The sequence below is a fragment of the Streptococcus sp. C150 genome, assembly GCF_000187445.1.
Classification (GTDB): Bacteria; Bacillota; Bacilli; order Lactobacillales; family Streptococcaceae; genus Streptococcus; species Streptococcus raffinosi.
Genome location: NZ_GL698449.1, coordinates 384175 through 396708, shown reverse-complemented (window position 1 = coordinate 396708; position 12534 = coordinate 384175). Strand labels below are relative to the sequence as shown.

At 39.4% G+C, this 12534-nt stretch carries 12 protein-coding genes; 5 read left to right on the top strand and 7 right to left on the bottom strand.

Annotation, left to right across the window (positions count from 1 at the left end; translation table 11 throughout):
- Positions 1-54: 54 nt before the first annotated feature.
- From ppc to HMPREF0848_RS01935, 3 genes are all read right to left on the bottom strand, one after another.
- Positions 55-2877, bottom strand: coding sequence for a phosphoenolpyruvate carboxylase (ppc, locus tag HMPREF0848_RS01945; RefSeq protein ID WP_008534265.1), 2823 nt, complete (start codon positions 2875-2877; stop codon positions 55-57).
- 176 nt (positions 2878-3053) lie between these two features.
- Positions 3054-3446 (bottom strand): DUF4430 domain-containing protein, encoded by a 393-nt coding sequence (locus HMPREF0848_RS01940; protein ID WP_008534264.1) that lies wholly within the window; start codon positions 3444-3446, stop codon positions 3054-3056.
- Positions 3443-3916, bottom strand: a complete 474-nt coding sequence (locus tag HMPREF0848_RS01935; RefSeq protein ID WP_037609110.1) for a membrane protein — start codon at positions 3914-3916, stop codon at positions 3443-3445. Before HMPREF0848_RS01935 ends, HMPREF0848_RS01940 begins: the two co-directional genes overlap by 4 nt.
- 291 nt (positions 3917-4207) lie before the next feature.
- On the opposite strand from HMPREF0848_RS01935, the gene HMPREF0848_RS01930 reads away from it, so the two are divergent.
- The 4 genes from HMPREF0848_RS01930 to HMPREF0848_RS01915 all read left to right on the top strand — a co-directional run bounded on the left by HMPREF0848_RS01930 (position 4208) and on the right by HMPREF0848_RS01915 (position 7439).
- A complete protein-coding gene (locus tag HMPREF0848_RS01930) occupies positions 4208-4936 on the top strand; it encodes a metal ABC transporter ATP-binding protein (protein WP_008534261.1) in 729 nt (242 codons plus the stop codon).
- Positions 4926-5765 carry a metal ABC transporter permease gene (locus tag HMPREF0848_RS01925; RefSeq protein ID WP_037608790.1) on the top strand — a complete coding sequence of 280 codons (840 nt, stop codon included), beginning with the start codon at positions 4926-4928 and terminating at the stop codon, positions 5763-5765. Before HMPREF0848_RS01930 ends, HMPREF0848_RS01925 begins: the two co-directional genes overlap by 11 nt.
- A 20-nt stretch (positions 5766-5785) precedes the next feature.
- Positions 5786-6712: a metal ABC transporter substrate-binding protein gene (locus HMPREF0848_RS01920; RefSeq protein WP_008534257.1), complete on the top strand. Its 927-nt coding sequence runs from the start codon at positions 5786-5788 to the stop codon at positions 6710-6712.
- A 79-nt stretch (positions 6713-6791) separates the two neighbouring features.
- A complete protein-coding gene (locus HMPREF0848_RS01915; RefSeq protein ID WP_008534256.1) occupies positions 6792-7439 on the top strand; it encodes a metal-dependent transcriptional regulator in 648 nt (215 codons plus the stop codon).
- 48 nt (positions 7440-7487) lie between these two features.
- On the opposite strand, the gene htpX is transcribed toward HMPREF0848_RS01915, so the two are convergent.
- The 3 genes from htpX to HMPREF0848_RS10815 form a co-directional block, all read right to left on the bottom strand.
- A complete protein-coding gene (htpX, locus tag HMPREF0848_RS01910; RefSeq protein ID WP_008534255.1) occupies positions 7488-8387 on the bottom strand; it encodes a zinc metalloprotease HtpX in 900 nt (299 codons plus the stop codon).
- A gap of 1 nt (position 8388) precedes the next feature.
- Entirely contained in the window at positions 8389-8949 is a 561-nt protein-coding gene (locus tag HMPREF0848_RS01905) for a LemA family protein (RefSeq protein ID WP_008534254.1), read from the bottom strand.
- Positions 8950-9228: 279 nt separating this feature from the next.
- Complete coding sequence (locus HMPREF0848_RS10815; RefSeq protein ID WP_232203275.1) at positions 9229-10221, bottom strand: hypothetical protein; 993 nt, start codon at positions 10219-10221, stop codon at positions 9229-9231.
- Here HMPREF0848_RS10815 and HMPREF0848_RS10810 point away from each other — a divergent pair.
- On the top strand, positions 10196-10495 hold the full coding sequence (locus HMPREF0848_RS10810) for a hypothetical protein (RefSeq protein WP_037608786.1): 300 nt from the start codon (positions 10196-10198) through the stop codon (positions 10493-10495). The two genes, HMPREF0848_RS10815 and HMPREF0848_RS10810, sit on opposite strands and share 26 nt — an antisense overlap.
- Here HMPREF0848_RS10810 and HMPREF0848_RS10805 read toward each other — a convergent pair.
- Positions 10492-12480, bottom strand: coding sequence for a YSIRK-type signal peptide-containing protein (locus HMPREF0848_RS10805; RefSeq protein ID WP_008534252.1), 1989 nt, complete (start codon positions 12478-12480; stop codon positions 10492-10494). The genes HMPREF0848_RS10810 and HMPREF0848_RS10805 overlap by 4 nt on opposite strands.
- Positions 12481-12534 lie beyond the last annotated feature (54 nt).

Sequence of the window (12534 nt, the reverse complement as noted above, 5' to 3'; positions counted from 1 at the left end):
TGCCATAACAAAAAGCCCACCACAATAGTGATGAGCAAAAGTCTGTCTGTTTGATTAACCTGAGTTACGAAGTCCTGTTGCAATACCATTAATAGAAATATGGATAAGACTAATTTCGTCATCAGTCAAATCATTGTTACGAAGACGTTTAATCAATTCAATTTGGATGTAGTTCAAAACGTTGAAGTATGGCAAGCGGAAGTCTAGACTTGCTTTAAGTGATGGGCTTTCATCAAGGAAACCATCATGTTTTTCAATAGCAAGAATAACATTCTTAGTCAATTGCCATTCATCCAAGATAATATCGAAGACACTACGGACTTCTTCATCTTTCGCCAATTGTGCATAGTGGAAGGCAATATTCATATCTGATTTTGAAAGTACCATGTCAACATTCGACAAGAGTGAACGGAAGAATGGCCATGTTTCAAACATATGTTGAAGTTTTTCAAGGTTACCTTCTTCAGCTTGAATATAATGATTGAAGGCTGAACCAACCCCATACCAACCTGGGAACATGATACGGTTTTGTGACCATGAGAATACCCAAGGGATGGCACGAAGACCAGAAATTTCAGTGATAGTCTTACGAGCAGCTGGACGAGAACCAATATTCAAACTTGACACTTCTTTAATAGGACTAGCTTCAAAGAAGTAATCGTAGAAATGTTCATTTCCAAAGACAAGGTCACGATAAATAACATTTGAATCGTGAACAATTCCGTCCATAACCTCACGGAAATCAACCAATTCTTCTGGATCGGCAATTTGACGTGTCACCATACGGTCAAGAGCAGCTGAAACAAGCATTTCAAGATTGTAGTAAGCAGCATCCTTGTTACCATATTTATTACCGATAACCTCACCTTGTTCAGTCAAGCGGATACGGTCTTTGATTGTACCAAATGGTTGAGAAGTAATGGCATCATATGATGGGCCACCACCACGACCAACAGTACCACCACGACCATGGAAGAAGGTAATCTTAATACCACGCTCTTCCCCAATCTTAGTCAATTCATTTTGAGCCTTGTAGAGGGTCCAACCAGATGACAAGTAACCACCATCTTTGTTAGAGTCTGAGTAACCCAACATGATTTCTTGGTAATTGTTACTATTTTTAATCCAACGTTTAACAATATCATAGCCAAGATATTGTTTCATAATATCGTTAGAATTTTCCAAGTCTTCGATAGTCTCAAAGAGAGGAACGATTTGGACACGTGCACGTTCTATATCAACCAAACCAACTTCTTTAAGCAAGATAGCCAATTCAAACATATCAGATACACTTTCAGTATGAGAAATGATATGTTGTTTGATCACATCTTCACCAATATGGTCTTTCAAAAGACGAGCTGTGCGGAAGATAGACAATTCTTTTTCAAGGATTTCAGACTTAGGCACATTAGTTGATGACAAAGTACGAGGATCTTCTTGCAATTCCTTAAGAAGAACGGCAACTTTTTCAACCTCAGTCAACTCACTATAGTTATCAACAATGTTTGCTGACTTAAGCAACTCAGCAACACAAGTTTCATGAACACTTGAGTCTTGACGCATATCAATTGTAGCCAGATAGAAACCAAAGACTTCCACTGCTTGAAGAAGCTCTTCGAAATCACCTGAAATCAAGACAGCATCGTCATTTTCAAGAAGTGAATTTTTAATTGCCAAAAGGTCATCATGGAAAGCTTCAGCTGTTTCATAAAATTCAGTCGTTTGTTGAGAGACAGCTTGAAGACTTTGGCTGAGACGTTGTTGCACGTAATCAGCTACAACTTCACCAGTTGAGACTGAACCGAAGCTAACCTTTTCAGAAAGACGTTTAGAAACTCTTTCCTTGTTAAAGTTACCTTCTTTGAAGAAAAGAAGCGTTTGAATCAGTTTAGATTGAATGTAACTGAAAGCACGACGATAAGGTTCATTTTCACGATAAACTGATGTATCTGGAGAATGTTTCGCCATTTCTGCTACTGTTTCTGAAACTTCAGTCAAACGTGATGAGAGTGAGAACGAACGGTAAAGGTTATCAACTTTTTCAATATAATAATTGAGGATAACTTCACTTTGAACCGTTGCAGAAAGTTTGAGGGTTTCTGCTGTTACAAATGGGTTCCCATCACGGTCACCACCAATCCACATCCCCATTGTAATAGGTGTTGGATTATCAAGTTCGATTCCTTTTTCAACAGCTAAACGTTTGAATTCGTGCGATAGGTTTGTAATCGCCTTAATCAATGAGGAGTTGTAATACTCCATAACGTTAGTGATTTCGTTTTTAACCTTAAGTTTCTTTTCACGAATGATATCAGTTTGCATCATGATTTCCACATAACGACGCAAATCCGCATACCATTTATCCTTGTTAATAAGACCAGCCTTCACATCACGATGCTTACGGAGAAGTTCGTGAATATGGTTAGTCAATTCAAGCATTGTTTTACGTTGAACCTGAGTTGGGTGAGCTGTCAATACTGGCACGACATTAACATGTTCAAGAATGTCACGCGCATTGTCACTTTCAGCGACAACATCAAAAGTCTCAGACAACTTACCAAGGTAGGTTTCATCAATATTATTTTTGTGGTTAACTTCATAAGCCAAGTCAACGTCCTCAGAGATGTTAATCAAAAGAGGCAACAAAGAGAAATAGCGTGATGCCACGACCATATCGTCATTTGTCATTTTTGAAATGGCTTGTGTAAGGGCCACATAGTCACCTTCATCATAAAGTTCAACCAAATGTCGGATAGTTGTGAGGCCTTGCTCTCCAGCCATGCCTCTTGTTGCATCATCCAACAATTCTTTCAAGATACCAACTTCTTCAGAGATGATTTCCTGGTTGTTACTGCTTTCCAATTTGTTAAAAGCCAAACCGTATTCTCCTTACTTTATGTAGTACCCTTTTATCATATCACTTTTAAAACAAAAGTAAACTATTTTTTCTGTAAATCGTCAGTTCTTTGGGAATCTTCGGACTTTTTTGAAAAACATCTTGCTCCTATTTCCGAACTTTATTAAAAAAAGACTCTGAAACAGAGCCCAGAATCTTAATTATATTTCTCTTGGTAGAATTTGATTTCATCACCGTTTTCAACTTTAAGTTGATTAGCGGCTTTCTCACCTAACTTGCCATTGACATCAAACATCCAATAGATACCCTTGTCTTTATCTTGAGAAATACCGTCAATCTCAGTAATAAAACCATCATTTTCTTGGACTGGATAAACTTCTTCCAAGACATCAAGAACAGTATCACCTTTTTGGATATTTACTGCTTTCTTCTTACTTTCTTTTTCTGTTTTCAAAATCAAGGTTACCTTGCCTTGACTCTGAGACTGCTGGCTACTTGTTCTTGTGAGCTTAGCTGCTTCGCTTTTACCACATGCAACTAAGGTGACAAGAGAAAGGGCAAGAACAATATATGACAATATTTTTTTCATTTTACAAACCTCCTAAAAATAGACTGGATAAATGGATAGAATAACAGTGTTGATACTGCATGGTAAGTGTCATAAAGTAAGCCTGAGATAACGAAGGTCAAGCCACTCTTGAACAGAAGACCATAACCATAATCCATTAAAACACCATAGAGAAAGGACAAAATGGTTACCAAAACAATCTGCCAAACTAATGATACTCGAGGTGCAATCAAACTCCAAAGAGCCATTAACACTCCAAAAGTCAAAATCTGATTAAAAACCCAAGGACCAAAGCCATATAGAAAGCCTGAGATAGCCATGGTTAGAGCCATAATGAGTAGACCATCCACCAAACCTAAATAAAGGACAGCGACAAAAAACATAGCTGTTATAGGCTGAATATTGGGAAGCCCTATAAAAGCTGACCGTAATCCAATGGCCAGTGCTGTTAGAATGGCAATACGTGTCATTCGTTGAATTGTAAATTCCATACCTCTATTATGCCAGAAATATGGAAAGATGACTAGTTTTCGAAAATAAAAATTAAATGATTTCTTGAAAAAAAGAATGAGATAGTACAAATTGTGGAAAATACTGTTCTTTTTTACCTCCTCAAAAGTATCAAACAGTCTGACCGATTAGAATAGTTGATATAAAAATGTACTCTCATTCACTACCCTAAGATCATTAAATTAACATGATTTAGTTAACCATACTTAATTTATTATATTCACTTGACTTAATTTTTATTTTAAGATATATTAATTAACAGGAGGCAACTAATGATTCAAATTGAAAATATTAATGTGTCTTACCAACAGACATTAGCTCTAGATAATATCACCTTAAACCTAGACGGACCAAGTATCACTGGGATTATTGGACCTAATGGTGCTGGCAAATCAACCCTAATTAAAGCACTTATTGGTATTATCCCTCACTCTGGGCAATTCCTATTCAATAAACAGCCTATTCGTCAGCAATTGAATCATCTTTCCTATGTTGCACAAAAGGCGGAGATTGATTTTAACTTTCCAATTACTGTCAGAGAGTGCGTCTCTCTAGGCCTCTATTCTAAAACCAAGTTCTTTAAACGTCTATCTAAAAGAGATTGGTCTAAGGTCACAAAAGCTTTAGCTCTACTCGGTTTAAATGATCTGGCTCATCGCCAGATAAGCCAATTATCAGGTGGCCAATTTCAACGTGTTCTGATCGCTCGTTGTCTTCTACAAGAGGCAGATATCCTCCTATTAGATGAGCCCTTCGTTGGGATTGATTCCGTTAGTGAGGATATTATCATGAACACCTTGAGAGAACTTAGGAAACAAGGCAAGCTTATTCTCATTGTTCACCATGATTTGAGCAAGGTCCCTCATTATTTTGACCAAGTCGTTCTCCTCAATCGTAAATTGATTGCTAGCGGGCCTACTAATCTTGTTTTTAATGAGGCTAATCTCCGTAAAACCTACGGAAACAGTTTATTTTATAAAGGAGATTCAAATGTTTTCTGAATTTATTGATGGTTTGCTTAATTTCCACTTCTTACAGAACGCCCTTATAACGGCTTTAGTTGTTGGAATTGTCGGGGGGGCTGTTGGCTGTTTTATTATTCTAAGAGGCATGTCACTTATGGGTGATGCGATTTCACATGCGGTTTTACCTGGAGTAGCCATTTCCTTTATCTTAGGTATTAATTTTTTCATAGGAGCTATCGTCTTTGGTCTTTTAGCTTCTACTATAATTACCTATATCAAAAGCAATTCCATTATTAAGAGTGACACAGCAATCGGTATTACCTTTTCGAGCTTTCTAGCTCTTGGTATTATTCTCATAGGTATCGCAAATAGTTCCACAGATCTCTTTCATATTCTCTTTGGAAATATTCTGGCTGTACAAGACTTGGATATGTGGATAACGATTGCCGTTGCCCTTCTCGTACTAACAACTATAACAATTTTCTTTCGCCCTCTACTCCTGACATCCTTTGACCCAATCTTAGCTAAGTCTATTGGAGTTAAAGTCACTTTCTACCATTACTTACTTATGGTTATTCTAACCTTGGTTGCTGTAACTGCTATGCAAAGTGTTGGCACTATTCTTATTGTAGCTCTTTTAATCACACCGGCTGCCACCGCCTATCTATATGCTAATAGCCTTAAAACCATGATTCTCCTCTCATCAGGTTTTGGGGCCCTAGCATCTGTTCTAGGTCTTTTTATCGGCTATAGTTTTAACATTGCGGCCGGTTCAAGTATTGTACTAACATCTGCTCTTCTCTTTCTCATCAGCTTTTTCATCGTCCCTAAACAGAGTGGCATGAATAAGACTTATCAACAATAAAATAACAGGATGGAAATATTATGAAAAAAATACTATCAACAATGGCACTATTACTTTTAGCGGTAGTTGCTTTAGCAGCGTGTAGCAATAAACAAGGCAATAGCAATGATAAATTACGAGTTGTTACGACTAATTCCATTATTGCCGATATCACCAAAAATATTGCTGGAGATAAAATCAAACTCCACAGTATTGTCCCCGTTGGTAAGGACCCTCACGAATACGAACCTCTTCCTGAAGATGTAAAAAAGACGTCACAAGCTGACTTGATTTTTTATAACGGTATCAATTTAGAAACTGGTGGGAATGCCTGGTTTACTAAGTTGGTTAAAAATGCCCATAAGATAGAAAACAAAGATTATTTTGCAGTTAGTGATGGTGTTGAGGTGATTTATCTTGAAGGTCAGTCAGAAAAAGGCAAGGAGGATCCCCACGCTTGGCTTAATCTGGAAAATGGGATTATTTATGCGCGAAATATTGCTAAGCAACTCATTGCTAAGGACCCCAAAAACAAGACCTATTACGAAAAGAATCTAGAAACCTATACTAACAAACTTAGTAAACTGGACCAAGAAGCTAAAGAGACCTTTAAGAACATTCCTGATGAAAAAAAACTGATTGTCACTAGTGAAGGATGTTTCAAATACTTCTCTAAAGCCTATGGAGTACCATCTGCCTACATCTGGGAAATCAATACTGAAGAAGAAGGCACACCGGACCAGATCAAAACACTTGTGGAAAAACTCCGTCAAACCAAGGTACCAGCTCTCTTTGTCGAATCTAGTGTCGATGACCGCCCTATGAAAACAGTCGCTAAGGATACCAATATTCCTATTTATGCAAAAATCTTTACAGATTCTATTGCCAAAAAAGGGCAAAAGGGCGATAGCTACTACAACATGATGAAATATAATCTGGATAAAATCGCCCAGGGCTTGAATCAGTAAAAATCTTGTCTGAGATATGTTCTGTATTCTTCTGAAAAATCTGTTATACTAAGGTGAGACTATTTTCAAAGGAAAAGACATGACACCTAATAAAGAAGACTACCTCAAATGTATCTATGAGATTGGTACTGAAGAAGGTAAAATCACTAATAAGGAAATCGCAAACCGCATGGAGGTGTCTCCACCTGCTGTGACGGAAATGATTAAAAAATTGATTTCAGAAGACCTCATCATCAAAGATAAAGACAAGGGCTATCTCCTAACGGAAACAGGTACAATCAACGTTGCTGAACTCTATCGGAAACATCGCCTTATCGAAGTCTTTTTGGCGGACCACTTGCAATATTCTTGCGATCAAATTCATCAAGAGGCTGAAATTTTAGAGCATACTGTCTCTGATCACTTCATCAATGCTCTTGACCGCCTACTCAATTATCCTCAAACTTGTCCACATGGCGGGCAAATTCCCAAATCAGGTCAACTCATAGAAGAATTTTATAACCAAACTTTTACACAAGGCCTTGCTCCTGGAGACTATGTCCTTCGTCGAGTTCAAGATCAAATTGATCTAATCCATTATTTGAAGACTGTCGGTCTTAAAATTGGAACACCTTTTACCTTGGAAGGCTTTGACCCTTTCACACAACTCTACCGACTACATATTGATGGAAAGGACATCCAAATCCCAGAAGCCATTGCTAGTAACCTTTATATCGAATCAATCTAAAAAGAGAGGCTGATAAACACCCTTAGAAGTGTCATCAGTCTCTCTTTTTTACATATGTTTTAAGCGTTCCACCCGTTCTGAGATTGGTGGGTGAGTGTAAAAGAGCTTCTGCAAACTAGATTCCTTTTTAGGATCATTGATATAGAGGGCAGCACTGGCATCATCTACATGATGTTGCATAGGAGCACTATTATCAAGCTTGAGCAGAGCGTTAATCATACCTTGTGGGTTACGTGTCAATTCGACGCTAGAAGCATCAGCTAAAAATTCACGCTGGCGTGAAATAGCCAGTTGAACCAAGGTGGCTGCCAAAGGTGCCAAGATAATAGAGATTAAGGAAACAATGAGAAGAATAATCTCCAAACCACTGCCTCCATCACGATCATCATCACTCCTACGGCGACCGCCACCCCAGAACATCATATTGCGTGCCATTCCAGCTAACATGGTAATGGCAGAAGCCAAGGCCACTGCAATGGTAGAAATACGAATGTCATAGTTGCGAATATGGCTTACTTCATGTCCCATAACTCCTTCAAGCTCCTCACGGTTCATAACCGCAAGGAGACCTGTTGTAGCTGCTACTGCAGCATTCTGAGGGCTAGAACCAGTCGCAAAAGCATTCATTGAAGGATCGTTGACAATAAAGACACGTGGCATGGGAATCTGTGCCACCATTGCCATATCCTCAACCACATGATAAAGATCTGGGGCTGTTTGTTCATCCACTTCTTGTGCACCATTCATGGCCATAACAAGATTAGTTGACTGAAAAATCATGGTCACAGCATAAATGAAACCAATAACCAAAGCAAGAATCAATCCACCATAACCAGAACCTAGCCAAAGATAACCAACAGCATAACCAACAAGACCCAACAAGAGGAAAAAGACCAGAAGTAAAAGCCAAGTCCTTCTCTTATTTCGAGCGATTTGATCAAATAACATATTAGTTACCTAATCCACTGAAATCAACCTTAGGAACAGCTTTTTCTGCTTCAGGTGTTTCAAGGAATTCAGCAGCCTTAAAGCTAAACATTTTGGCAATAACATTGCTCGGGAATGTTTCCAATTTCACATTGTAGTTACTTGTCACACTGTTATAAAGTTGACGTGAGTAGGCAATTTTATTTTCAGTGTTTGTCAACTCTTCTTGAAGCTGACTAAAGTTAGCACTAGCCTTAAGGTCAGGGTAACTTTCAGCTACCGCAAAGATGCCAGAAACCTGACGTGTCAATTCATCACTGGCACGCATAGCTGCGGCAGGGGATGTTGCTGCTGCAACCTGATTACGAAGTTCTGCTACTTTTTCAAGCGTTGAACCTTCATATTTAGCGTAACCTTTAACGGTTTCAATCAAGTTAGGAAGGAGATCATTACGACGTTTCAATTGAACATCAATCTGACTCCAGGCCTCCTTAGTCTGCATACGGCTTTTAACCAAGCCGTTATAACTTGCAATAACAAAGATCACAAGAACAACAATAATGGCGATAATAATCCAAATCATATTTAGTTTCCTTTCTTATAACTTAAAAAGAGTTCAAATGACTATCCTTTTAAGTGTTTTGATAGACTCAGTATATCAAATTTTCAAATAAAAGTGGTGAAATGTGAAATCATTTTGCGAAAAAAACTGGACATCTTGTCCAGCTCTTCATCATTCTTTAGTTGTGTGCCGTTTACCTTGGGAGATGGCGTCTGCTTCTGACATAGTGACGACATTTGATTTGTTGGTGTTTTTAGGCATATGTAAAAAACATCCCATTTCTTGGATGCTTCCTACTTATTATTTACTAACATTTTTACCATGCTTAGTAAGGTAAACTGTTGATAAGCTTAATGCTGCACCGATCCCGACAAGGAATAGGACTGTTGTAGTATTCGACTTACCTTGCTCTTTTGAAGTGCTTTCTTGACTACCTGATGCCTTAGCCACCTGACTTGCTTCAGTTGATTTATCAATACGTGCGACATTCTCTGGCTTGTCATCCTTCTTGCTTTCCGCCAATTCTGACAAATCTCTGCTAATCTCTTTGATAGCACCTTCAGAGCTTGCAAGTGTTGCCGCTTCTGAGGCTAATGTTTCAGATGCCATAACCGCCATGACCTTACTTGCAATCACATCCACTGATTTCGCATTCAAAAGAGAATGATAAGGAATGGTTTCTGAAGCCAACTGACTACTTGTTACAGGGATTTTTAGGTCATTGTTATAAGCGATCTGACTATTTGGCAAAATGCTGACAACTTCAGATGTACGTGCTGTAGTTGGTGCTTCAGAGACTTTAACAGCAATCTGACTTGTTGAGCCCTTTTCAATAACTTCTGAGGAAACCTCTCTTATCGGATCCTTTTGTGTGCTTTCTGATGTTGAAGTTTTTTCTGGACTGTCAGAGGTAATGGCTACGTCAACTTGACTGGTAGAAGAAGCTCCTGATGCTTCATCGCTCTTTGGTGACTCAGAGGCTGGCGTAGTTGAACTAACTTCACTCTTTGGTGTTTCTGAAACTGATGTCTCAGAAGCCACTTCACTGGTTGAAACTTCGGAAACTGGTACTGTCGAGCTTGCTTCACTCTTCGGTGTTTCTGAAACTGATGTCTCGGAAGTTACTTCACTAGTTGATGCTTCAGAAACTGGAGCAGTTGAGCCTGCTTTACTCTTCTGTGTTTCCGAAGCTGAGGTCTCGGAAGTTACTTCACTAGTTGATGCTTCGGAAACTGGGGCCGATGAACTTACCTCACTCTTTGGCGTTTTGGAAACTGAAGTTTCAGAAGCCACTTCACTAGTTGAAACTTCGGAAACTGGGGCTGTCGAGCCTGCTTCACTCTTCGGTGTTTCTGATGCTGATGTCTCAGAAACCACTACACTAGTTGAAGACTCGGAAACTGGGGCTGTCGAGCTGGCTTCACTCTTTGGTGTTTCTGATGCTGAGGTATCGGAAGTTACTTCACTAGTTGATGCTTCGGAAACTGGGGCCGATGAACTTACCTCACTCTTTGGCGTTTTGGAAACTGAAGTTTCAGAGACTGGATTATTAACTGGTTTTGGCTAAGGTTTTGTTGGAGAAACTGCTGAGACATTGCCAATAATCGTCGCTTTGTTATCTATCGTATTATTAGACAAACGGATTTCTCCATTACCATTGTCACCCATCTCAAAATTCTTGGTAATCACAGGATCAGCCAAGGTGTTCAGTAGCTTATTATCGTAAACATCGACATTCTTGATAGTCCCACGAACCTGTTGGAAATCAATGGCACCACGGTGGAGGTTATAGAGGTCATTAGTTGTTCCTGAACCTAGAATAGTATTGTCATGTATCTTAATTCCAGTATCATTATGGTCGAAATTATGACCAGCAAACACCGTATTAACACGAATACCTGCTCCAGCAAAGACGTCCTTGATGAGGTTTCCTGAAATCTCATGCCCCTTACCACCAAAAATACCGATACCAGCCGCACGCCAGCCTGATTCAATGGTGTTGTTGAGGAATTTATTATTTTCCTCGGCTGCGGCATTGGTCCCATCTGAAATGCTTGACCAAATTGCCAAACCATCATCACCATTTCCACGAATATTAGAGTTTTTGACTGTTGAATTTTTGGTACCTTGGGCAAAGTTAATACCATCAGCCAAGTTATTACGGATACGAGTATTTTCAACGATAAGACCATCCGTATACTTCATATTTCCCGTCTGATCGTAGTCGCCAATCCACATACCAACTTCAAAATGCTGAACCCAGATATCATGAATGTGCGAATCCTTACCAAGTGTTCCTGAAATAGCCTTGTACTGTGCATCCTCCTTGTAGCGAGACGTCAAGTTGGAATCCATGTAGAGATTGCTCAACTCGATGCCGTTACTATTATGCCCAAAGACAATACCACCACCATAGCGTTTGTCACTTGTAAAGTGTAGTTGTGTATGCCAAACACCGGCACCTGAGATTTTTAGATTATCCGCTTCGATATTAACTTGCTTATCAAAATTGAAACGTCCCTCTGGAATATAGACAGACTTTCCACTGGCTTTAGCTTCTTCAACAGCCGCAAGTAGGGCAGCTGTGTCGTCACTATCATCATTAGCAGATGCACCCTTATCCACGATACTGATACTATTTTCACTTTGGGCAACTGGCGCTGGAGCCTGTTCTAGCTCAATAAAATCAATACCATAAGGGACATTGTCATCCTTCTTCTTAACGAGAGAAATCTTATCACCAGATTTTAATTGGATATCCTTGAGGAGGAGACGTGTCTCATCAAAACGAAAACGGGCACTTGAACCATCAATAGCTTGATCATACTCATGATCACCTTTAAGGTACTGCCATGCTGAATGAGATGACAAATCAAGATTACCAACGCTTGATCCATTAACCTGCACATCCAACTGACCTGACGCACCATCAGGTATTGTATAACGCATATTCAAAGCATTGGCTGGCTCAGTAACATTGAAAGTCACTGCCGCATCCTTTTTAGGAAGTTCGACATAAGTTTGGTTAGTCGCTTCTACAGCCGTAGATTCCATATCCGTTGACTGTTGGATTGTAGCGCCATTTTCAATAGTCGCATTTTCAGCCTCATGGCTTGTATAAGGCATCTTTGCACCGTAATTATCGGTGTTGTACTCCTTTCCTTGGCCTTGATCCTCAGTCGCATTGGTTAAGACATTTGCTGAAGTTTCTTGATTTTGAGGGGTGACTGTCTCAACCATTTGATCAATGGTCGGAGTCTGCTCAGCTGCTTGAACAGTCGTTACCTTAGGTTGAGACGGCATAATATTGGCAGGCTGTGACGTTTGCACAATCTCTGATGTTGGCTCTGAAGTCGCCAACTGAGCTGTTGAAGCTGTTTGAGGAGCCTGTACCTGATTTGAGGCATTCGTCAAGTCACTAATCGATTGTGCCTCGTCAGCATGAGCTACTTGCCCGTGTACGAAAGTCATAAAACCAATCAAGGCAGATGCTGCCCCAATGGAATATTTACGGATACTGTACTTTGGTTTTGTCTTACTGTCATTAAACACTTTTATTCTCCTGATACTTTTTTCATAATCTCTCTATCTGAGAACCAAACCACT

Coding starts and splice junctions, on each gene's coding strand:
- HMPREF0848_RS01925 (WP_037608790.1), top strand. CDS start 4,926: ATGTTTTCTGAATTTATTGATGGTTTGCTTAATTTCCACTTCTTACAG.
- htpX (WP_008534255.1), bottom strand. CDS start 8,387: ATGTTATTTGATCAAATCGCTCGAAATAAGAGAAGGACTTGGCTTTTA.
- HMPREF0848_RS01940 (WP_008534264.1), bottom strand. CDS start 3,446: ATGAAAAAAATATTGTCATATATTGTTCTTGCCCTTTCTCTTGTCACC.
- HMPREF0848_RS01935 (WP_037609110.1), bottom strand. CDS start 3,916: ATGGAATTTACAATTCAACGAATGACACGTATTGCCATTCTAACAGCA.
- HMPREF0848_RS01905 (WP_008534254.1), bottom strand. CDS start 8,949: ATGATTTGGATTATTATCGCCATTATTGTTGTTCTTGTGATCTTTGTT.
- HMPREF0848_RS01915 (WP_008534256.1), top strand. CDS start 6,792: ATGACACCTAATAAAGAAGACTACCTCAAATGTATCTATGAGATTGGT.
- HMPREF0848_RS01930 (WP_008534261.1), top strand. CDS start 4,208: ATGATTCAAATTGAAAATATTAATGTGTCTTACCAACAGACATTAGCT.
- HMPREF0848_RS01920 (WP_008534257.1), top strand. CDS start 5,786: ATGAAAAAAATACTATCAACAATGGCACTATTACTTTTAGCGGTAGTT.